At 67.8% G+C, this 21,159-nt stretch carries 21 protein-coding genes and 1 pseudogene; 10 read left to right on the forward strand and 12 right to left on the reverse strand.

What is annotated here, in order from left to right:
• Together NM203_RS26585 and NM203_RS26590 are read left to right on the forward strand one after the other, a co-directional pair.
• A pseudogene (locus tag NM203_RS26585) lies at nt 1–128 on the forward strand (IS481 family transposase); the annotation flags it as partial.
• Nucleotides 129–137: 9 nt separating this feature from the next.
• Entirely contained in the window at nt 138–968 is an 831-nt protein-coding gene (locus NM203_RS26590) for a class I SAM-dependent methyltransferase (RefSeq protein WP_255063611.1), read from the forward strand.
• On the opposite strand, the gene NM203_RS26595 is transcribed toward NM203_RS26590, so the two are convergent.
• The 3 genes from NM203_RS26595 to NM203_RS26605 all read right to left on the reverse strand — a co-directional run bounded on the left by NM203_RS26595 (nt 944) and on the right by NM203_RS26605 (nt 2,631).
• A complete protein-coding gene (locus tag NM203_RS26595) occupies nt 944–1,426 on the reverse strand; it encodes a DUF4262 domain-containing protein (RefSeq protein WP_255063612.1) in 483 nt (160 codons plus the stop codon). The two genes, NM203_RS26590 and NM203_RS26595, sit on opposite strands and share 25 nt — an antisense overlap.
• Before the next feature lie 81 nt (nt 1,427–1,507).
• On the reverse strand, nt 1,508–2,161 hold the full coding sequence (locus NM203_RS26600; RefSeq protein ID WP_255063613.1) for an enoyl-CoA hydratase-related protein: 654 nt from the start codon (nt 2,159–2,161) through the stop codon (nt 1,508–1,510).
• Nucleotides 2,158–2,631 (reverse strand): SRPBCC family protein, encoded by a 474-nt coding sequence (locus NM203_RS26605; RefSeq protein WP_255063614.1) that lies wholly within the window; start codon nt 2,629–2,631, stop codon nt 2,158–2,160. Before NM203_RS26605 ends, NM203_RS26600 begins: the two co-directional genes overlap by 4 nt.
• A 60-nt stretch (nt 2,632–2,691) precedes the next feature.
• On the opposite strand from NM203_RS26605, the gene NM203_RS26610 reads away from it, so the two are divergent.
• From NM203_RS26610 to NM203_RS26620, 3 genes are all read left to right on the forward strand, one after another.
• Nucleotides 2,692–3,063, forward strand: coding sequence for a DUF427 domain-containing protein (locus NM203_RS26610; RefSeq protein WP_255063615.1), 372 nt, complete (start codon nt 2,692–2,694; stop codon nt 3,061–3,063).
• Nucleotides 3,064–3,121: 58 nt separating this feature from the next.
• Nucleotides 3,122–3,982, forward strand: a complete 861-nt coding sequence (locus tag NM203_RS26615; RefSeq protein ID WP_255063806.1) for a DNA-3-methyladenine glycosylase family protein — start codon at nt 3,122–3,124, stop codon at nt 3,980–3,982.
• 68 nt (nt 3,983–4,050) lie between these two features.
• The gene (locus NM203_RS26620) at nt 4,051–4,608 is read left to right on the forward strand and encodes a Dps family protein (RefSeq protein WP_255063616.1); all 558 of its coding nucleotides are present in this window, start codon (nt 4,051–4,053) and stop codon (nt 4,606–4,608) included.
• Between the two features lie 77 nt (nt 4,609–4,685).
• Here the strand turns inward: NM203_RS26620 and aqpZ are convergent, their stop codons facing one another.
• The 3 genes from aqpZ to NM203_RS26635 all read right to left on the reverse strand — a co-directional run bounded on the left by aqpZ (nt 4,686) and on the right by NM203_RS26635 (nt 7,059).
• Nucleotides 4,686–5,453 (reverse strand): aquaporin Z, encoded by a 768-nt coding sequence (gene aqpZ / locus NM203_RS26625; protein ID WP_255063617.1) that lies wholly within the window; start codon nt 5,451–5,453, stop codon nt 4,686–4,688.
• Nucleotides 5,454–5,594: 141 nt separating this feature from the next.
• Entirely contained in the window at nt 5,595–6,236 is a 642-nt protein-coding gene (locus NM203_RS26630) for a DUF2461 domain-containing protein (RefSeq protein ID WP_255063618.1), read from the reverse strand.
• A gap of 10 nt (nt 6,237–6,246) precedes the next feature.
• Nucleotides 6,247–7,059, reverse strand: a complete 813-nt coding sequence (locus tag NM203_RS26635; protein ID WP_255063619.1) for a PaaI family thioesterase — start codon at nt 7,057–7,059, stop codon at nt 6,247–6,249.
• 472 nt (nt 7,060–7,531) lie between these two features.
• On the opposite strand from NM203_RS26635, the gene gltB reads away from it, so the two are divergent.
• From gltB to NM203_RS26650, 3 genes are all read left to right on the forward strand, one after another.
• Nucleotides 7,532–12,115, forward strand: coding sequence for a glutamate synthase large subunit (gltB, locus tag NM203_RS26640; protein WP_255063620.1), 4,584 nt, complete (start codon nt 7,532–7,534; stop codon nt 12,113–12,115).
• Complete coding sequence (locus NM203_RS26645) at nt 12,108–13,574, forward strand: glutamate synthase subunit beta (RefSeq protein WP_255063621.1); 1,467 nt, start codon at nt 12,108–12,110, stop codon at nt 13,572–13,574. Before gltB ends, NM203_RS26645 begins: the two co-directional genes overlap by 8 nt.
• A gap of 247 nt (nt 13,575–13,821) precedes the next feature.
• On the forward strand, nt 13,822–13,962 hold the full coding sequence (locus NM203_RS26650) for a hypothetical protein (protein WP_255063622.1): 141 nt from the start codon (nt 13,822–13,824) through the stop codon (nt 13,960–13,962).
• 91 nt (nt 13,963–14,053) lie between these two features.
• Here the strand turns inward: NM203_RS26650 and NM203_RS26655 are convergent, their stop codons facing one another.
• Nucleotides 14,054–14,905 (reverse strand): LLM class F420-dependent oxidoreductase, encoded by an 852-nt coding sequence (locus NM203_RS26655; RefSeq protein WP_255063623.1) that lies wholly within the window; start codon nt 14,903–14,905, stop codon nt 14,054–14,056.
• Between the two features lie 50 nt (nt 14,906–14,955).
• On the opposite strand from NM203_RS26655, the gene NM203_RS26660 reads away from it, so the two are divergent.
• A complete protein-coding gene (locus NM203_RS26660) occupies nt 14,956–15,957 on the forward strand; it encodes a PHP domain-containing protein (protein ID WP_255063624.1) in 1,002 nt (333 codons plus the stop codon).
• A gap of 7 nt (nt 15,958–15,964) precedes the next feature.
• Here NM203_RS26660 and dinB read toward each other — a convergent pair whose 3' ends face one another.
• Together dinB and NM203_RS26670 are read right to left on the reverse strand one after the other, a co-directional pair.
• Complete coding sequence (dinB, locus tag NM203_RS26665) at nt 15,965–17,164, reverse strand: DNA polymerase IV (protein ID WP_408633423.1); 1,200 nt, start codon at nt 17,162–17,164, stop codon at nt 15,965–15,967.
• A 30-nt stretch (nt 17,165–17,194) separates the two neighbouring features.
• Nucleotides 17,195–17,836 (reverse strand): TetR/AcrR family transcriptional regulator, encoded by a 642-nt coding sequence (locus tag NM203_RS26670; protein WP_255063807.1) that lies wholly within the window; start codon nt 17,834–17,836, stop codon nt 17,195–17,197.
• A 76-nt stretch (nt 17,837–17,912) separates the two neighbouring features.
• Here NM203_RS26670 and NM203_RS26675 point away from each other — a divergent pair, with 76 nt between their 5' ends.
• Entirely contained in the window at nt 17,913–19,382 is a 1,470-nt protein-coding gene (locus NM203_RS26675; protein ID WP_255063626.1) for a flavin-containing monooxygenase, read from the forward strand.
• On the opposite strand, the gene rraA is transcribed toward NM203_RS26675, so the two are convergent.
• From rraA to NM203_RS26690, 3 genes are read right to left on the reverse strand one after another with little or no spacing between them, the layout of a single operon-like run.
• Nucleotides 19,379–19,858, reverse strand: a complete 480-nt coding sequence (gene rraA, locus NM203_RS26680; RefSeq protein ID WP_255063627.1) for a ribonuclease E activity regulator RraA — start codon at nt 19,856–19,858, stop codon at nt 19,379–19,381. The genes NM203_RS26675 and rraA overlap by 4 nt on opposite strands.
• Entirely contained in the window at nt 19,855–20,619 is a 765-nt protein-coding gene (locus tag NM203_RS26685; protein ID WP_255063628.1) for a MerR family transcriptional regulator, read from the reverse strand. The genes rraA and NM203_RS26685 overlap by 4 nt, the downstream gene beginning before the upstream one ends.
• A gap of 44 nt (nt 20,620–20,663) precedes the next feature.
• On the reverse strand, nt 20,664–21,119 hold the full coding sequence (locus NM203_RS26690; protein ID WP_255063629.1) for a hypothetical protein: 456 nt from the start codon (nt 21,117–21,119) through the stop codon (nt 20,664–20,666).
• Nucleotides 21,120–21,159: the final 40 nt, after the last annotated feature.

Raw genomic sequence — 21,159 nt, forward strand, 5'->3', positions numbered from 1 at the left:
GCGACGAACAACGATGCCAGGAGTATCCCCGCTGGTTGCACACCTACAATCACCACCGCGGCCACACAGCACTCGGCGGTCAACCACCAGCCAGCCGTGTACCTAACCTCTCAGGTCAGTACAGCTAGCCTGGCACCGTGACCGACGAACTCTGCGTCGACCTGTCGGGTGCTCCGCAGACCATGCTCGCGACGCTGTACGCCAAGGCGCTGGACGCCGAGTCGCCGCGCTCGCTGCTGCACGACACCTGGGCGCGCGACATCGTCGCTCGGCTGGACTACGACTGGGCTAGAACGACGATCACGCCGCGGACTGCGCCGGCGGTTTCGACTCGCGCTGCGCACTTCGACACCTGGGTGCGCCAGTTCCTCGCCCTGCATCCGCGGGCGACGGTGCTGCATCTGGGCTGCGGTCTGGACAGTCGCTATTTCCGCATCGCTCCGGGACCCGACGTCGAGTGGTACGACGTCGACTTCCCTGACGTCGCCGCGCTGCGGGTGCGGCTCTACCCCACCGCCGAGCACTGCCACGTCGTCGCGGCGTCCGTCACCGACCCCGGCTACCTCGCCGACATTCCCGCCGACCGGCCGACGTTGATCCTGGGCGAGGGTCTCACGATGTACCTCACCCGCGACGACGGCATCGCGCTGCTTCGCCGGGTCGTCGACCGATTCCCTTTGGGCGAACTGCAATTCGACGCCTTCAATCGGTTCGGCATCAGGACGCAGTGGACCAACGCCGTCGTCCGACGCGCCGGTGCCACGCTGTACTGGGGGATCGACGGACCCGCCGAGATCCTCGCCGCGGTGCCGGGCACACGCCTGCTCGCCTGGCTCTCGGTGTTCGAGTCGGACTCGTTCCGCGGGATCCCCGGCCCGTACCGCGCGATGGGCAAGGCGATGTCGGTGCTACCCGCGCTGCGCTACATGGCGCAGTACCACCGCTACGCCTTCGGCCGGCCGGGTTGACGCCCGCGGATGCCCAGCACCGGTTGAATACGTCCGCCGCCATCGAAGTCCGGTCCCCACGGCCACCGACGCCTATCATCGGCCCAGACGAGCTGGATCGCTCTGATATCAGGACCTTCGACGGCGATGGCCATGTTCATGTGAGCGTCGGGGTGAGTCACTTCAACGAGTTCAAGTCGCGCTCCCGCGGGTAGCCAGACCTGGTTTCCCGGCACGGGTGTCTTCCCGGCCAGCGTCCGCCTGGTGAAGGTGTTCAGCACCCATGTCGCCTGATGCGCGCTCACGCCGGTGACGAGGAACTCGGGAAGGCCTCGCCGGTGCAAACCGATCGTGTACGCGTAGGGCGCTCGGTCGTCCTCGACGTACTGCACTAGCCATCCCTTGATGGAGATGTCGGCCCGGAGTGTGGCCAGGTAGTCGTCGAGTGTCTTGTCGGGGTTGTCGCATTGCCAGCACATGGCTCGAAGCGTGCGCTGCGACTCCGACGGAGATCGCATGTGCGGCGGCGGTTATCCCCAGTCCGCGATTAGTCCACAGCCCTAGGCGCTGAGCGCCTCCACCACCTCGCCGTACAGTCGCGCCTTGATGGCGCCCATGGTGAAGCCCGCCTTGGCAGCGCGCTCATCGGCCCGCGCCACGGCGATGTCGAGCACCTCGTCCTCGGTGCCCACCCCCGCGACGATCCCGGCGTGGTGCGCTTCCTCACCGCCGTAACGATGCGCGGTGGTCATCGCCTCGTGCGCGGTCGCGATGGGTAACCGAGCCCGGATCAACGCGTTCATGCCCGGTGTGAACGGGATGCCGAGATCGACCTCCGGCAGACAGAAGTAGCCGCGGTCCGAACGCATGACGGCCAGGTCGTGCGCCAGCGCCAGCATCGCCCCCGCCGCGAACGTGTGGCCCTGCAGTGCCGCGACGATCGGCGCCGGAAACGTCAGCACGCGCGCGAACAACGCGTGTACCTCACGCAGATTCGCTTCCGCCGCATCGGGATTGGCGCCCATGAAGTCGAGGTCCAACCCGTTCGAATAGAACTTCCCGACGCCGGTCGTCACCACCGCTTTGGGGCCCTCGACCGCCTCGACCTCATCCAACGCGGCGTTCACGGCCGTCAGTCGATCGGGATGGAAGCGGTTCTCGTCATCGCCGAGCGTCAGCACGAAGACGTTGCCGCGGCGCTCGAGGCTCGTCATGACGCCGCTTCGGCCTTCGCCTTGAGCCGTTGGAGCGTCATGCGGATGTGGTCGGCGTTGGCCGAGTCGCGGTCCTTGACCCCCGTCGCCATCCCGGCGATGCCCTTGAACCAGCCGGGCCGCTTGTCCCAGGTGCGTTCGGTGACCGTGCACCCCCCGTCGGCCGCCGCGATGTCGTACCGCCAGTGGGCGACGGGGATCACGAGGCTCTTCACGTCAAATGCGAACGCGCGGGCGGGTTCGGCATCGGTGACGGTGCAGGTGGTGGTCCACGTCTTGCCGCCGTTGCTGTTCTGCCCCGTGAAGACGGCACCCGGAGTGCAGGCACCGCCCTTCCGCCAGGTCATCGCGGTGGTTTCCTCGGCCAGTTCCGCGAGCGTCGGCAGATCCGTGATCAGCGCGTACACCGCGTCGGGAGCGGCGGCGATGGTGACAGTGGCCTCGGCGGAGGCCGGCCCGGAGTTGGTCATTCGGCGATCGTAGTCAGCCATTCCGGAATCCAAGGGCGTACCGCGCACGTTGGTCACAGCATGACCAGTCGCGACGTTCGCCAGCCCTCGGCAGCCCACCCCATCACCGTCGAACCCACGGGACGACGTGTCACCGTCAGGATCAACGGCGAGGTGATAGCGCAGACCGCCGCCGCCCTGACCCTGCAGGAGTCGACCTACCCGGCCGTGCAGTACATCCCGCTGGCCGACGTCACCGCGAGCGCACTGCACCGCAGCGACACCACGACCTACTGCCCCTACAAGGGCGACGCCAGCTACTACGACGTCACCGCGGCCGGTGAGACGGTGGCCGACGCCATCTGGACGTACGAGCGGCCGTACCCGGCGGTCTCCGCCATCGCCGGGCACGTCGCCTTCTACGCCGACAAGGCCGACGTGGACGTGGCCTAACCTCGACGATGTGACCACTACGGCGAGCGTCGAGTTCGACGGCGTCGCCGCGCCCGCGATGACGCTCTCACCGCTGCGCCGCGGCCCCGGCGACCCGTGCTACCGCGCGGTCGACGGCGTCATCTGGAAGACCACGCTGATGGCCAGCGGCCCGGTCACCGCGCGCATCGTGAAGTCGGCGACCGACACCGTCGACTGCGAGGTGTGGGGAAGCGGCGCAACGGAGTTCATCGAGCAGTTGCCCGCGTACCTCGGGCTGCACGACGATCGCACGGGCTTCGCGCCGACCGAGCCGACCATCGCCGCGGCCCATCGCAAGGCACCGCAGCTGAGGCTCGGGCGCACCGGCCGCGTCATCGAGGCGCTGATCCCCGCCGTGCTCGAGCAACGCGTCGCCGGTAAGGATGCGTTCCGAGCCTGGCGGCTGCTCGTCACCAAGTACGGCGCCCCCGCGCCCGGCCCGGCGCCCGCCGGGATGCGCGTGCCGCCGCCCGCGGACGTGTGGCGTCGCATCCCGTCGTGGGAGTTCCACCTCGCCAACGTGGACCCCGGCCGGGCCCGCACGCTCGTCGGATGCGCCCAGCGCGCGGAGTCGATCGAGCGCCTCACCGCACGGTCGCCGGAGGACGCGCGGGCCGCCCTGCAGTCGCTGCCCGGTGTCGGGATCTGGACCGCCGCCGAAACCGCGCAGCGCGCGTGGGGGGACGCGGACGCGCTGTCGGTGGGTGACTACCACCTGTCGAACGTCGTCGGTTCCACACTGCTCGGCCATCGCATCGACGACGCCGAGATGCTCGATCTGCTGGAGCCCCTGCGGCCGCATCGCCACCGCGCCGTGCGACTGCTCGAGGTAAGCGGAATGGCGCGCAACCCCCGGTTCGGCGCGCGCATGGCGATCCCCGATCTCAGTTCGATGTAGAAGATGTCGATTAACCCACCGTAGGCGCGGGTAGGACACACGGTGACCAAGCCGAAGGAGGCCACCCCATGCCCGAATTCACCCTGCCGGGGCTATCCGAGAAGAACGGCGCTGAAGTAGCCGAGCTGCTGCAGAAGCTGCTCAGCACCTACAACGACCTGCATCTGACCCTCAAGCACGTGCACTGGAACGTGGTCGGACCGAACTTCATCGGCGTCCACGAGATGATCGATCCGCAGGTGGAACTCGTCCGCGGATACGCCGACGACGCCGCCGAGCGCATCGCCGCCCTCGGCGGCTCGCCCCAGGGCACGCCCGGCGCGATCATCAACGACCGCACGTGGGACGACTACTCCGTCGGCCGCGACACCGTGCAGGCCCACCTCGCCGCACTCGACCTCGTCTACACCGGCGTGATCGAGGACGCCCGCAAGGCGATCGACCGACTCGACGATCTCGACCTGGTGTCTCAGGATCTGGTGATCGGACAGGTCGGCGAACTGGAGAAGTTCCAGTGGTTCGTCCGTGCCCACCTGGAGAACTCCGGCGGGCAGCTCGTGAACGCGGGCGCGACGTCGGAGAAGGGTGCCGCGAAGGCGGCCAAGAAAAAGGCTCCGGTTAAGTAGCTAGCCGGGAGCGGACCCGCGCCGTCGTCACGACGGCGCGGGCCCGACTCTCCGTTAAGACGATTACGAAATGTCAGTTAGTCGGCTCCCTCCAGTGCGTCGTCTCGAACTGGCCGGTCGGCCAGTTCCTCGTTCCTGCCGAACAGGAACGGGTATGCGATGCCGGCGATCGCCGCGCCGACAAGCGGAGCGAGCCAGAACAGCCACAGCTGCGCCGGTGCTCCATCACCGTTGAAGAACGCCACCGCCGTGGACCGTGCGGGGTTCACCGAGGTGTTCGAGATCGGGATCGAGATCAGGTGAATCAGCGTCAGCATCAAGCCGATCGACAAGCCCGCGAAGCCCTTAGGTGACCGGTCGTCCGTTGAGCCGAGGATCACCAGCATGAAGATCGCGGTCAACACCACCTCGGCGATCAGCACCGCCGTCATGGAGTAGCCGCCCGGTGAGTGGTCGCCGTAGCCGTTGGCGGCCATGTTCCCGGTGGCCGACCAACCGTCCTGCCCACTCGCGATCAGGTAGATGATCAGGCCGCCGACCAGTCCGCCGAGGACCTGCGCGATCCAGTACACCGGCAGCGCCACCCATTCGACGCGCTTGGCCAGTGCGGCGCCCAGCGTCACGGCCGGGTTGAAGTGGCCGCCCGAGATGGTGCCGAACGCGTACACGCCGGTCAGTACGGTCAGGCCGAAAGCCAGTGAGACACCGAGGAATCCGATCCCCAGCGAGGTATCGCCTGACATGAACTTGGCAGCGAAGACGGCGCTGCCGCAGCCGCCGAGCACCAGCCAGAGCGTGCCGATGAACTCGGCAGCCAATCGGTGAAACATCGTGGGTGCGGACATGGTGTCAGACCTTTCTCGGCCCCTCGCCCTTGAGGTGGCTGGAGGGTCAGAGTGACACGGCACACACATGTCAGCGCCCGTCGTTGCCGAATATCGGCTGAACGGTGACCGGCCGCTATCGAGCCGTTACCGTCCCTCCGCTTAGTGGCCGAGGCGCGCGCACACCCACTCGACCAGCGGTCGAGTCGCCTTCCAGTCGGCGCGGACCACACCGACGAGCTCGGGGGTGTAGATGATCGGCTCGAAGCCGTAGTGCTTGCCGATCGTCAGCGAGCGGTGCCGCAGCAAGTCGATCCGCGGGTGGTCGGCGTCGTACCCGCGCGGCGAGGTCTTGAGCCGATCACCGCCGACCTCGAACCCGGCCCGCCTCAGCTTGGCCAGGATCTTCTCCAGTTGCGTGCCCTTCGTCTCGTCCGCCATCGCCGCTCGGATCTCGGCCAGGTCCGCCGCGCTCGCGTCGTAGAAGCCTGCGCCGGTGCGGAATCCGCGGGCCGCGATCTCGATGTACCAGCCGCACGCCGGACCCGCGGCCACGAACGCGCCCTGGTGCGTCTTGTACGGAGTCTTGTCCTTCGCGAACCGAACGTCGCGGAAGGGCCGAAAGATCTTGGCCGCACCGAAATCCGGCTCGAGCGCATCGGTCAGCGCGACCATGGGTCCGCGCACCGCCGTCTGATACTGCTCCCTGTGCGCTTCCCAGAACGACTTCGTGTTGTCGACCTCCAGGTCGTCGTAGAAGTCGAGGGCCGCTTCGGTGAAGCCGGTGAATCCGTCGGCCATCATCAGGTCCCTTCTAGTAGCGGTAGGCGGTCAGTCGGGCGGTGATAGCGACTTTGCCGTCGGCCCCGATCGCCTGCGCGTCCGCGATGCCGCTGCTGCGACCCACCCGCAACGGGGTTCCCACGTAACGGGATTCGGCACCGGCGAGAAACGGCCGGATGAAGTTGACGCGCAGCGAGGCGGTGACGAGCGGATCGGAGCGCCCGGCGTTGACCGCCGCGGAGGCCACCACCTCGAGGCCGGTCGATGCGATGCCGCCGTGCACGACGCCCATGGTGTTGTTCAGCACCGGGTCCGGCAGCTGCGCCAACGTGACCGTGCCGCCGTCGTCGTCGTCGGCGGTGCCGGCGTTCATCAACTCGGCCAGCCCCACGGGCGGGGACACGGAGTCCGGCGGTTCGGCCGGGAAGTCGTCGGATCCCGCTGCCGGCGCCGCCACGAAGAACGAGCGAACCGTGCCTGTGCCGACCACGACGTCGGCCACGGTGAGCTCGCACTCGCCCAGCGCGGTCGTCGTCCGCGATCCCACGGGTCTCGCCCTGCCGAGTACCGGGACATCCGGATGGGCGGCGATCACGTCGACTGCCTCCGGGGACGTCTCCAGAGCCAACTCGCTGGACACCGCCCAGATGTCGGCGGTCCGGCGGCGATGGTTGACCAGTCCCGCCACGTGGTCGACGAGGACCGCCAGCGGACCCACGCTCGGGGCCCCGGTGATCGGGTTGACCAGGTGCGCGACCGGCATGGTCGCCACGCAGCCGTCGACGTCGTCGTACATCGTTTCGACGCCGAACCGGCCGATTGGGGTGTGAAGTGGGTGTCGCATCAGCCCCGAGCTTTCCGCGTCCCCGGTGGGGGTTGGGCGTCAGGGTCCTCCCGGCGGCGTCTCTAAGAAACCGATTTGGCTTTCCAGCAAACGAGAATCTTGAAGCATCCAGCGAAAACGTGGTCGTCCAGCAAAGGCTACGAAGCCGGGTACGTACGTGCGGTCACGCCGCACTCGGCGGCGTTCTTGGCTGTCTCTGACGCGGATGCGCTGAGCCGCAACGGATTTCACGTGCCGGTGGCTCGGTGCCGAGGTACCGCGGCACTGGTCGGCGGCCATCCTAGTTAGGTATGACTAAGTTGGCATGTCAGCCACTGTTTGTCATATCGTTTCACCACTCGCGGCGAATGGGACAAAAGCCCGTCGTTCAGTGCTGCACACTGGCACCCCTTCGCCCGCAGGCAGAAGCCGAAGCAAACGGCTGCCTATCAGGACTTTCGAAGACGGTGTGAAGGGGTCAGGTGGGATGCCGATGGGAGCAGTGCCCAGCGGGCTGTACAACCCCGCGTACGAGCACGACTCGTGCGGTGTCGCCATGGTGGCGGACATCCACGGGCGGCGCAGCCGCGACATCGTCGACAAGGCCATCACGGCGCTGTTGAACCTCGAGCACCGCGGTGCCCAGGGTGCCGAGCCGAACACCGGCGACGGCGCGGGCATCCTGCTGCAGGTGCCCGACTCGTTCCTGCGTCAGGTGGTCGACTTCGACCTGCCCGCGGAGGGCTCGTACGCCACCGGCATCGCGTTCCTGCCGCAGTCGTCGCGGGACGCCGCCGCGGCCTGCGAATCCGTCGAGAAGATCGCCGAGGCCGAGGGCCTGACCGTGCTCGGCTGGCGCGACGTCCCCACCGACGACTCATCGCTGGGTGCACTGGCCCGCGACGCGATGCCGACCTTCCGGCAGGTCTTCCTCGGCGGGGCGTCGGACATGGAGCTCGAGCGCCGCGCCTACGTCGTGCGCAAGCGCGCCGAGCACGAGCTCGGCACCAAGGGGCCGGGCCAGGACGGCCCCGGACGCGAAACCGTCTATTTCCCAAGCCTTTCCGGCCAGACCTTCGTGTTCAAGGGCATGCTCACCACCCCGCAGCTGCGGGCCTTCTACCTCGACCTGCAGGATGAGCGGCTGGAAAGCGCCCTCGGCATCGTCCACTCGCGGTTCTCCACCAACACGTTCCCGTCGTGGCCGCTGGCCCACCCGTTCCGCCGGGTCGCCCACAACGGCGAGATCAACACCGTCACGGGTAACGAGAACTGGATGCGCGCACGGGAGGCGCTCATCAGGACCGACGTCTTCGGGACCGAAGCGGATCTGGACAAGATCGTCCCGGTCTGCACCCCCGGCGCCTCGGACACCGCGCGCTTCGACGAGGTGCTCGAACTGCTGCACCTCGGTGGCCGGAGCCTCGCGCACGCGATGCTGATGATGATCCCGGAGGCCTGGGAGCGCAACGAGTCGATGGACCCCGCGCGCCGGGCGTTCTACGAGTACCACGCATCGCTGATGGAGCCGTGGGACGGACCGGCGTCGGTGTGCTTCACCGACGGCACCGTCATCGGCGCCGTACTGGACCGCAACGGGCTGCGGCCGTCGCGCATCTGGGTCACCGACGACGGGCTCGTCGTGCTGGCCTCGGAGGCCGGCGTGCTGGACGTCGACCCCGCGAAGGTCGTCAAGAAGATGCGACTGCAACCCGGCCGCATGTTCCTGGTCGACACCGCGCAGGGCCGGATCGTCTCCGACGAGGAGGTCAAGGCCGAACTCGCCGCCGCGGAGCCCTACCGCGAGTGGCTCGACGCCGGGCTCTTCCACCTCGACGAGTTGCCCCCCGGCGACTACGTCCGGATGCCGCACCACCGCGTCGTGCTGCGGCAGCAGATCTTCGGGTTCACCTACGAGGAGCTCAACCTGCTGGTGGCGCCCATGGCGCGCACCGGTGCCGAGGCGCTCGGCTCCATGGGCACCGACACCCCGGTCGCCGTGCTGTCCGCGCGTCCACGCATGCTCTACGACTACTTCCAGCAGCTGTTCGCGCAGGTCACCAACCCGCCGCTGGACGCCATCCGCGAAGAGGTCGTGACGAGCCTGCAGGGCACGGTCGGCCCCGAGGGCGACCTGCTGAACCCGAACGCCGACTCGTGTCGCCAGATCGTGCTGTCGAACCCGATCCTGCGCAACGCCGACCTGTCGAAGCTCGTGTGCGTCGACCCCGATCACGAGATCCGCGGCCACAAGCACGGCCTGCGCGCCGCCGTCGTCCGCTGCCTGTACCCCGTCGCGCGCGGCGGGCAGGGCCTCAAGGAGGCGCTCGACGACGTCCGCGCGAAGGTCAGCCAGGCCATCCGCAACGGCGCCCGCATCATCGTGCTGTCGGACCGCGAGTCCAACGAGTCGATGGCGCCCATCCCGTCGCTGCTGAGCGTCTCCGCCGTGCACCACCACCTGGTCCGCGAGCGCACCCGCACCCAGGTCGGACTGGTCGTCGAGGCCGGGGACGCCCGCGAGGTGCACCACATGGCGTGCCTCGTCGGCTTCGGCGCCGCGGCCATCAACCCGTACATGGCGTTCGAGTCGATCGAGGACATGGTCGACCGCGGTGTCATCGCCGACATCACCAGCGACAAGGCCAAGGCCAACTACGTCAAGGCCGCGGGCAAGGGCGTGCTGAAGGTGATGTCGAAGATGGGCATCTCCACGCTCGCCTCTTACACCGGTGCGCAACTGTTCCAGGCCATCGGCATCAACGAGCAGGTGCTGCAGGAGTACTTCACCGGCCTGTCCTGTCCGGTGGGCGGCATCGACCTCGAGGACATCGCGGCCGACGTCGCCACCCGCCACGCGCTGGCCTACCTGGACCGGCCCGACGAGCGCGCACACCGCGAACTCGAAGTCGGCGGCGAATACCAGTGGCGACGCGAGGGCGAGTACCACCTGTTCAACCCGGACACGGTGTTCAAGCTCCAGCACTCCACGCGCACCGGGCAGTACTCGATCTTCAAGGAGTACACGAAGCTCGTCGACGACCAGAGCGAGCGGTTCGCCTCGCTGCGCGGTCTGCTGAAGTTCCGCGAAGGGGTGCGCGAGCCGATCTCGATCGACGAGGTGGAGCCGGCCAGCGAGATCGTCAAGAGGTTCTCGACCGGTGCGATGAGCTACGGCTCGATCTCCGCCGAGGCGCACGAGACGCTGGCCATCGCAATGAACCGCCTTGGGGGACGGTCGAATTCGGGTGAGGGCGGCGAGAACGTCAACCGCTTCGACTACGACGAGAACGGCGACTGGCGACGCAGTGCCATCAAGCAGGTGGCCTCCGGTCGCTTCGGTGTGACGTCGCACTACCTGACCAACTGCACCGACATCCAGATCAAGATGGCCCAGGGCGCGAAACCCGGTGAGGGCGGCCAGCTTCCAGGGCACAAGGTGTATCCGTGGGTGGCCGAGGTTCGGCACTCGACACCCGGCGTCGGCCTGATCTCGCCGCCGCCGCACCACGACATCTACTCGATCGAGGATCTCGCACAGCTGATCCACGACCTGAAGAACGCCAATCCGGCTGCGCGCGTGCACGTGAAGCTCGTCTCGGAGAACGGCGTCGGCACGGTCGCGGCCGGGGTGTCCAAGGCCCACGCCGACGTCGTGCTCATCTCGGGGCACGACGGCGGCACCGGCGCCACCCCGCTCACCTCGCAGAAGCACGCGGGCGCCCCGTGGGAGCTGGGGCTCGCCGAAACGCAGCAGACGTTGCTGCTCAACGGACTTCGCGACCGCATCGTCGTCCAGGTCGACGGCCAGCTGAAGACCGGCCGCGACGTCGTGGTCGCCGCCCTGCTCGGCGCCGAGGAGTTCGGCTTCGCCACGGCGCCGCTGGTGGTCGCGGGCTGCATCATGATGCGGGTCTGCCACCTCGACACCTGTCCCGTCGGCGTCGCCACCCAGAACCCGGTGTTGCGGGAGCGGTTCAACGCCAAGCCGGAGTTCGTCGAGAACTTCTTCCTCTTCATCGCAGAAGAGGTCCGGGAACTCATGGCGCAGTTGGGCTTCCGCACCGTCAACGAGATGGTCGGACAGGTCGGTGCGCTCGACACGACCCAGGCGGCTGAGCACTGTAAGGCCCACAAGCTGGACCTCTCGCCGGTGCTGCACGAGCCCGAGTCGGCGTTCATGAACCAGGATCTGTACTGCAGCTCGCGGCAGGATCACGGCCTGGACAAGGCGCTCGATCAGCAGCTGATCACGCAGTGCCGTGAGGCGCTGGATTCGGGCACACCGGTTCGGTTCCACACGACCATCGCCAACGTGAACCGCACCGTCGGCACCATGCTCGGCCACGAGGTCACCAAGGCCCATGGCGGACAGGGGCTTCCGGACGGCACCATCGACATCACGTTCGACGGGTCGGCGGGCAACAGCTTCGGCGCGTTCCTGCCCAAGGGCATCACGCTGCGTGTCTACGGCGACGCCAACGACTACGTCGGCAAGGGTCTCTCGGGTGGCCGCATCGTGGTGCGGCCGTCCGACCACGCCCCGGCGGACTACGCCGCGGAGGACAACATCATCGCGGGCAACGTGATCCTGTTCGGCGCCACCAGCGGGCAGGCGTTCCTGCGCGGCCAGGTGGGCGAGCGGTTCGCCGTGCGCAACTCGGGCGCGCACGCGGTGGTCGAGGGCGTCGGCGATCACGGCTGCGAGTACATGACGGGTGGCAAGGTCGCGATTCTCGGACCGACGGGACGCAACTTCGCCGCCGGCATGTCGGGCGGAATCGCCTACGTGTACGACCCGAACGGGGCGCTGCCCGACAATCTGAACGCCGAGATGGTCGACCTGGACGAACTCGACGGCGACGACATCGAGTGGCTGTCGGACATGGTTCATGCGCACGTCGACGCCACCGATTCGGCTGTCGGCCAACGGATTCTGTCCGACTGGGATGGGGAGATCAAGCACTTCGTGAAGGTCATGCCGCGCGACTACAAGCGCGTACTCGAAGCGATCGCCGAGGCGGAACGAAACGGCGAAGACGTGGACACCGCGATCATGGCGGCCGCCAATGGCTGACCCGCGCGGCTTCCTCAAGATCACCAAGCGCGAGACCCCGGAACGCCGGCCCGTCCCGCTGCGGCTGAACGACTGGAACGAGGTCTACGAGGACTTCTCTCACGACGTCCTGCAGAAGCAGGCCGCCCGCTGCATGGACTGCGGGATTCCGTTCTGCCACAACGGCTGTCCACTGGGCAACCTGATCCCCGAATGGAACGACCTGGTCTACCGCGACCGGTGGCGCGACGCCATCGAGCGGCTGCACGCCACCAACAACTTCCCCGAGTTCACCGGCCGGCTGTGCCCGGCGCCGTGCGAGGCGTCGTGCGTGCTCGGCATCAACCAGGATGCGGTGACCATCAAGCAGGTCGAGGTCGAGATCATCGACAACGCCTTCGACCAGGGCTGGGTGGTGCCGCTGCCGCCGGACAAGCTGACCGGCAAGAAGGTCGCCGTCGTCGGCTCCGGCCCGGCCGGACTGGCCGCCGCCCAGCAGCTCACCCGCGCGGGCCACGCGGTGACGGTGTTCGAACGCGCCGACCGCATCGGCGGCCTGCTGCGCTACGGCATCCCGGAATTCAAGATGGAGAAGCGCCACATCGACCGCCGGTTGGCGCAGATGGAGGCCGAAGGCACCCTGTTCCGGCCGGGGGTGAACGTCGGCGTCGACATCACCGTCGCGCAGCTGCGGCTGAACTACGACGCCGTGGTGCTGGCCGGTGGCGCAACCGCGTGGCGCGATCTGCCGATCCCCGGCCGCGAGCTCGAGGGCATCCACCAGGCCATGGAGTTCCTGCCGTGGGCCAACCGCGTGCAACAGGGCGACGACGTCCTCGACGAGAGCGGCGAGCCGCCGATCACCGCGAAGGGCAAGAAGGTCGTCATCATCGGCGGCGGCGACACCGGCGCGGACTGCCTGGGCACCTCGCACCGGCAGGGCGCCGCGAGCATCCACCAGTTCGAGATCATGCCGCGGCCGCCGGAGACGCGCGCCGACTCGACGCCCTGGCCGACCTATCCGCTGATGTTCCGGGTGTCGTCCGCGCACGAGGAGGGCGGCGAACGCGTCTTCTCGGTCAACACCGAGGAGTTCGTCGGCGCGGACGGTCGCGTCACGGCGCTGAAGGTGCACGAGGTCGCCATGAAGGCCGGCAAGTTCGAGAAGGTCGACGGTTCTGATTTCGAGCTCGAGGCCGACCTCGTGCTGCTCGCCATGGGATTCGTGGGGCCCGAGAAGGACGGTCTTCTCACCGACCTCGGCGTCGAGCTGACCGACCGCGGCAACGTCAACCGGGACGGGAACTTCCAGTCGTCGGTGCCGGGAGTGTTCGTGGCGGGCGATATGGGCCGCGGGCAGTCGCTCATCGTGTGGGCGATCGCCGAGGGCCGTGCGGCTGCGGCGGGAGTGGACCGGTACCTGATGGGCGAGTCCGCGCTGCCCGCGCCGATCAAGCCGACGGCCGCCCCGCAGCGCTAGACACCGGGATCCCCCGCCCGCGAGTGTTGGGTTTCGGCACGCGTTCGGCGATTAGGCGTGGCGGTAACCAACGTTCGGCGGTGTGGGAGCGAGCCTCAATAACCACATCAGTCACATCAGAAACAGCATACGATTCATTCGGCGTGCCGACTGGTGTTAGCCAGATCACAGGTGTCTAATAGTCGAGCGGGGTTCGAGCGAAACGTGACCCCACGGTGCCGACAACGCCGACCGCTTGGAGCGAACGATGTACCTGAACCCGATGTCACGGACCCGGAATATTCGAATCGCCTGGTCGCTGTTCCGCCACCCGGTCCGAAGCCGGGAGTTTCCCGCCAAGCACGAGCGGCTGATCACCGCCGCAGAGATGATGCGCTACGGGTTCTGAGTCCCCGGCGGCGGTCGACGGGTCACCCCGCCAGTGGCTGCCCGAGTTTGCTTAGCCCGTTTATCTTCCTGACCGTCAGTTATTTCGGACGTCAGCCGGTCGCCAGACCTGAATCGCGGATCGCCTGCCCAAGTGGCTCCAGCACCGCCGGGTCGTACGGCGGGGGTAGGTAGATGATCGCGAGATCCAGACCCTCCGCGCCCAGGGCGATGGTGTCCTCGATGACCTTGCGGTAGTTGCGGTCCTCGCCGAGCCTCACGTGCGCGGACAGCGTGATCTCCTTGGGATCGCGGCCGATGTCCTTGCACCGGGCGGCGAGCACGTCGCGCTTCTGCGCGAACTCGGCGGGCGTACCGCCGACGAAGTTCCAGTGGTCGGCGTACTTCGCGGTGAGCGGCAGGGTGCGCTTCTCGCCGCTGCCGCCGATGCAGATCGGCGGATGCGGCTGCTGCGGTCCCTTCGGCTCGTTACGCGCGTCCTTCAGCTGGTAGTACTTCCCGTCGAACGTCGTGGTCTCGTTCGTGAGCAGGCTGGTGAGTACCTCGCAGGCCTCCTCGAATCGATCGAAGCGCTCCTTGATCGAGCCGAGTTCGATGCCGTAGGCGCCCGACTCCTCTTCGTTCCAGCCGGCGCCGATGCCGAGTTCGAGGCGTCCGTTCGAGATGACGTCGAGTGCGGCGGCCATGTTGGCCAGCACCGCGGGGTGGCGGTAGTGGATCCCCGTGACGAGCACGCCGACACGCAGCCGCTTCGTGGCCTGAGCCAGCGCGGTCAGCGTGATCCAGCCCTCGAGACAGGGCCCGGTGGAGTCGGAGAAGATCGGATAGAAGTGGTCGAACGTCCAGCCGGACTCGAAGACGTCGATGTCGTCGGCGACCTGCCAGATGGGCAGCATCTCGGACCAGGTGGTGTTCTGCGGTGAGGTTTTGAAGGCGAATCGCACTCTTTTCAGCCTAGACCGGGATCCCGGGAGCGGCGGGGCACACTGGAGGCATGGATCCCGTCGAAGCGCTGCGACAGATCGCGTTCTACAAGGACCGCGCCCGCGAGGAGTCCAGACGGGTGATGGCCTATCGCAACGCGGCAGACGTCATCGAGGCCCTGACCGAGGAGCAGCGCGAGAAGCACGGCCGGGCCAACAGCTGGGAATCGCTGCCAAGGGTCGGACCCAAGACCGCCAAGGTCATCGCGCAGGCCTGGGCCGGCCGGGAACCCGACACCCTCGTCGAATTGCGTTCCGCTGCCGGTGATCTGGGGGGAGGTGAGATCCGTACCGCGCTGAAGGGGGATCTGCACCTGCACTCGAACTGGTCCGACGGCGGCGCCCCCATCGAGGAGATGATGGCCACCGCCCAGCGGCTGGGCCACGAGTACTGCGCGCTGACCGATCACTCACCGCGGCTCACGGTGGCCAACGGGCTGTCGCCGGACCGCCTGCGCGAGCAGCTCGACGTCATCGACGAACTGCGTGAGCGCTTCGCGCCCATGCGCATTCTCACCGGCATCGAGGTCGACATCCTCGACGACGGATCCCTCGACCAGGAGCCCGAACTGCTGGACCGGCTCGACGTCGTCGTCGCCAGCGTGCACTCCAAGCTCAAGATGGAGTCCGCCGCGATGACGCGACGGATGGTGCGCGCGGTATCGGACAGCCGGGTCAACGTGCTCGGCCACTGCACCGGGCGCCTCGTCACCGGCGGCCGCGGCACCCGGCCCGAGTCGCAGTTCGACGCCGAGAAGGTCTTCACCGCCTGCGTCGAGCACGGCACCGCCGTGGAGATCAACTCGCGCCCCGAACGCCGCGATCCGCCCACCCGGCTGCTGAAGCTGGCGCTCGACATCGGCTGCGTCTTCTCCATCGACACCGACGCGCACGCGCCGGGTCAACTCGACTTCCTCGGCTACGGAGCGCAGCGGGCGCTCGACAACGACGTGCCCGCCGACCGCATCGTCAACACCTGGACGGCGGAGCGGCTGCTGGAGTGGGCCTCCTGAGTCGGCGCTAGTCCGGCAGCATCGGCATCTCGAGGCCGGGATCGCGACCGAGCAGCACTCCGCGGGTGACCGCGCCGTTGCCGAACCGCTGCCGGATCAAGTCGACCGCACCGTCGACCGCGGTGGTGTCCGGGGGGCTCGGCGGAAACGGCAGCTCCAGCTGCGCCGCCCCCTCGCGGTCGATGTTGGAGACCGCGAAACCCACTAGTGTGAGCCCTCTTTCGGCGATTAGCGGCGCGGCGGCGGCGACGAGCCCCCGTGCTGTCTCGAGGATGGCGTCGGTCGACGCGGTGGCCCTCGGCATGGTGTGCGAGCGCGTGACCCGGCTGAAGTCGTTGAAGCGCAGTCGCAACACCACGGTTCGGCCGGTCCGGTCCGACGTGCGCATCCGGCGGGTGATGCGGTCGACGAGGTTGATGACGACGGCGTCGATCTCATTGAGCGACATGGTGTTCCCGGCGCGGCCTACCGCGCGCTGGGCTCCGATGGATCGTCTGCGCACCCCGGTGACGACGCGCCTGCGGTCGATGTTGCGCGAGAGTGCGAACAGCTGGCGGCCCATCGCGCCGCCGACGATCGAGCCGAGCAGCGGCTCACCCAACTCGGCGACGTCCGCCACGGTGTGAACTCCGTGCGCCTGCAGCTTCTCCGCGGTCTTCGCGCCGACACCCCACAGCCTGCGAACCGGCAGGGGATGCAGGAACGCCAGCTCGCGGTCCGGCTCGACGAGGAGCAGCCCGTCGGGCTTGGCCTCCTGGCTGGCGACCTTGGCTAGGAACTTGGTGCGCGCGATGCCGACCGTGATGGGCAGGCCGACGTCGACGCGCACCCGCTCCCGTAGCCGTGCGGCGATCTCGACCGGAGTGCCCGAGACCCTGGCCAGCCCGCCGACGTCGAGGAACGCCTCGTCGATCGAGAGGGGTTCGACGAGTGGCGTGGTGTCGTGGAACACCTCGAACACCGCGGCGCTCGCCTTCGAGTACGCCGACATCCGCGGCGGGACGACGATCGCGTGCGGGCACAGCTGGCGCGCCTGCCGGCCGCCCATCGCGGTGCGCACGCCGAAGGCCTTGGCCTCGTAGCTCGCCGCCAGCACGACGCCGCCGCCGACGATCACCGGGCGGCCCCGCAGCGCGGGGTCGTCGCGCTGCTCGACCGAGGCGTAGAAGGAGTCGAGATCGGCGTGCATGATCGTCGCTCCGGACACGAACACATGTTCGCATGGGAGTCCGACGTGTCAGCCGCTCTGGCCGTAGATGCTCGCCAGCCAGATGTGCGTCAGCGTGTCGACGACCTGTTCGCGCTGCACCGCGCCCTCCTCATCGGCCAGCGTCGCGATCATTACGCGCTCGTTCATCAGGTTCAACGACGTCGCCAAATCGAGCGCGGGAATCGTCGTCGGTGCCGCGCCGCGGTCACGCTCCGACGCGATCAGCGCGGCAGTCTGGTGGATCCACTTCTGCATGAAGGTCGCCCACCACGTGCGAAGCTCCGCGTTGGTCGTCAGGGCGTCGGTGGCGGCGCGAGCCATGACGGGACTGTCCGCGAAGGCCTCGAAGAAGATCGCGATGCCCGCCCGGAACGCGCGCCGCGGGTCGGTCGGCAGATGTTCCATGGCGCCGTCGAATCCGCCGTCGGCCCGTTTGATCAGCGGGTCGATGAGTGACAGCAGCACAGCCTCTTTGGATGGAAAGTAGAAGTAGAACGTGGGGCGCGAGAGGCCGGCGCCCTTGGCCAGGTCGTCGACCGAGATGTCGACGAACTTCTTGTCCTCCAGCAGCTTCGCTGCGGTCTCGAGAATCGCCGCTTCGCGGTCGTCGCCCGACGGCCGGGCCGTACGTCGACCTCGGGCGGTGCGGGCTGGGTTGGCGGTGCTCACAACCCCCACTTTACAGGGTGTCGAGTTTCTCAACACACTGTTGACTAATTCAACACGACGTTGATAGCGTGTGATCATGACCGAACACCTCGATGTGCTGATCATCGGCGCCGGCATCTCCGGCGTCAGCGCGGCCTGGCATCTCCAGGACCGCTGCCCCTCGAAGAGCTACGCCATCCTCGAGCGCAGGCCGAACATGGGCGGAACGTGGGATCTGTTCAAGTACCCCGGCATCCGCTCCGACTCCGACATGTTCACGCTGGGCTTCCGGTTCAAGCCGTGGCGGTCGTCGCAGTCCATCGCCGAGGGCCCGGACATCCTGAACTACGTCAAGGAAGCCGCCGCCGAGAACGGCATCGACAAGCACATCCGCTACAACTCCAAGGTCGTGGCGGCGGACTGGTCGGACACCGACAACAGGTGGACGGTCACCGTCGAACGCGACGGTGCGGAGGAGAAGATCTCCGCGTCGTTCCTGTGGGCATGCAGCGGCTACTACAACTACGACCAGGGCTACTCGCCCGTCTTCGAGGGGTCCGACGACTTCACCGGTCGGATCGTGCACCCGCAGCACTGGCCCGAGGACCTGGACTACCAGGGCAAGAAGATCGTCGTCATCGGCAGCGGCGCAACGGCCGTCACGCTGATCCCCGCACTGATCGACAACGGCGCCGGCCACGTGACCATGCTGCAGCGCACCCCGACCTACATCGGTTCGCTGCCCGACAAGGACGCGTTCGCCGAGCAGGCCAACAAGTACCTGCCCCCCAACGTGGCGCACTTCCTGAACCGCTGGAAGGCGATCGCCTACGCCACCGGGCAGTACCAGGTGGCCCGCCGGTTCCCGAAGGTCTTCAAGAAGGCGTTGCGGCAGATGGCCGTCCACCGGCTGCCGGAGGGCTTCGACTACGACAAGCACTTCGTGCCCAACTACAAGCCGTGGGACCAGCGGGTCTGCCTCGCTCCCAACGGCGACATCTTCAAGAAGATCCGCGCTGGCTCGGCCGACGTCGTCACCGACACCATCGAACGGTTCGACGCGACGGGCATTCAGCTGACGTCCGGCGAGCATCTCGACGCCGACATCATCATCACCGCAACGGGTTTGAACATGCAGCTACTCGGCGGGTTGGAGCCCAGCCGCAACGGCGAGCCGATCGACCCGACGAAGACCATGACGTACAAGGGCCTGATGCTGTCGGGCGTCCCGAACTTCGCGATCACGTTCGGCTACACCAACGCATCGTGGACGCTGAAGGCCGACCTGGTGTCGGAGTTCGTCTGCCGAGTGCTGAACTACATGGACGCCAACGGCTTCGACACCGTCCAGCCCGAGCACCCTGGAGCCGCGGTCGACGAGGAGCCGTTCATGGACTTCACGCCGGGCTACTTCCAGCGCTCGATGCACCTGCTGCCGAAGTCCGGCTCCAAGGCACCCTGGCGGCTCAAGCAGAACTACATCCTCGACCTGCGGCTCATCCGCCAGGGCAAGGTCGACGAGGAGTCGCTGCACTTCACCAAACACCGTGCACCGGTGAGCGTTTAAGCGCTGACGACGACGATCCCGTCCTCGTCGCTGTAGGCGATCTCGCCGGGAGTGAACGTCACACCGCCGAAGGTGACCGCGACATCGCGGTCACCTTCGCCGGTCTTGGTGCTCTTGTGCGGGTTCGTGCCCAGCGCCTTGATCCCGATGTCGAGTGCGCTCAGCGCCACCGAGTCGCGCACCGCCCCGTGCACGATGACGCCCGCCCAGCCGTTGGTGACCCCGAGGCCGGCGATCAGATCGCCGACGAGCGCGCTGTGCAGCGACCCGGCACCGTCGACGACCAGCACGCCGCCGTCACCCGGTTCGGAGAGGATCGACTTCAGCAGCGCGTTGTCCTCGAAGCAGCGCACGGTCGTGATCCGACCCGCGAACATCGTTCTCGCACCGTAGTTCCGCAGTTGCAGGTCGCAGCTGCGGACGTCCGGGTAGATGTCGTCGACGAGGTCGGCGGTGGGGCGGGGTTCGACGGTCACTCCAGCAGACTAGCGATCACCACATCGTGCACGAACTGCGCCAACCCCGGTTCGACGTCGTCGTAGTACGCGCTGAACCGCGCATCGGCGAGGTACATCTGCACCAACCCGCGATGCATCTCACCACCGCACTCGTAGAAGCGCTCGATCGACGCCCGGTGCCGCGCCGCCAGGGCGTCGCCCTCCGGCGAACCGGGTACGACGCCCGCGCGCTTGGCGGCGGCCAGGTCGGCCAGCAGTTGGTCGCCGTCGGCCTTCAGATCGATCCAATCCTGCTTCGTCAACCGCGACACCCGCTGTTGGGACTGTCTCCACTCGTCGGTGTCACCCCACCGCCGCTCGGCCTCGACCGCGTAGTCCGCACCGAATGCGGTGGTCCCGAAGATCTCGACCTGTTCCTCCGCGGTCAGCTGAATACCGCTGCGATGTGCGTCCATCAGTTCCTCCACTGCCTTGATGGTGCGCTGCAGCCCCTCGGCCCGCTCGAGGAGCAGGGCGTGCTGGCGCCGCAGCCTGGCCAACCCGTCGACCTCGGGGTCGTCGAGCAGGACGCGGATCTCGTCGAGGGGCAGACCGGCTTCTCGGTACACCAGCACCACGTGCAGCCGTTCCACGTCGGCGTCGGTGTAGCCCCGATACCCGGCAGTCGTCCGCACGCTGGGCACCACCAGACCGATGTGGTCGTAATGGTGCAGCGTGCGGACCGAAACGCCGGTCATGTCGGCGACGGCTCCCACGGTCCTCGCGACTCTCGCGTCCATGTCGGCCACCCTGCACCCTGACGTCGCGTGAGGGTCAAGCCGACCTAGTCGTCGGAGCCGCGCCTGGCGACCAGCACGACCAGAATCGCAAGGACGGCCGCCGCGATGGCGACCGCGATCGGGAGGTTCGACCGCTCCGGTCCCGGCTGGGGGACGAGCACCGGGCGGCTCGAAGCCACCGCCGACTTCGCCTGTGCGGCAGCCTCCTTCGCGGGTGAGAGCGCCGAGACGACGGGTGCCGCACCGTTATCCGACGGGGGAGCCTGCGGGGGAGGTGGCGGCGCGGCCTTCGCGGCTGCCTTCTTCGCCGGTGCCTTCTTCGCAGGAGCGGCTTTCTTCGCAGGCGCTTTCTTGGCTGCGGGTGCGGCGGTCTTCTTCGCGACCGCCTTCTTGGCCGGGGCCTTCTTCGCCGGGGCCTTCTTGGCAGGGGGCGGCGGGGCGGGTTGCGCGCCCGTCTGGTCGCCGGGCTGCTGCTCCGGTTGGTCCTGCGCGTCCGGCATGGGCTGCTCCTTTGCAGAGGTCTCGTCCAAGTACTCGCTC

It is taken from the genome of Mycolicibacterium arenosum (assembly GCF_024320865.1).
GTDB lineage: Bacteria > Actinomycetota > Actinomycetes > Mycobacteriales > Mycobacteriaceae > Mycobacterium > Mycobacterium arenosum.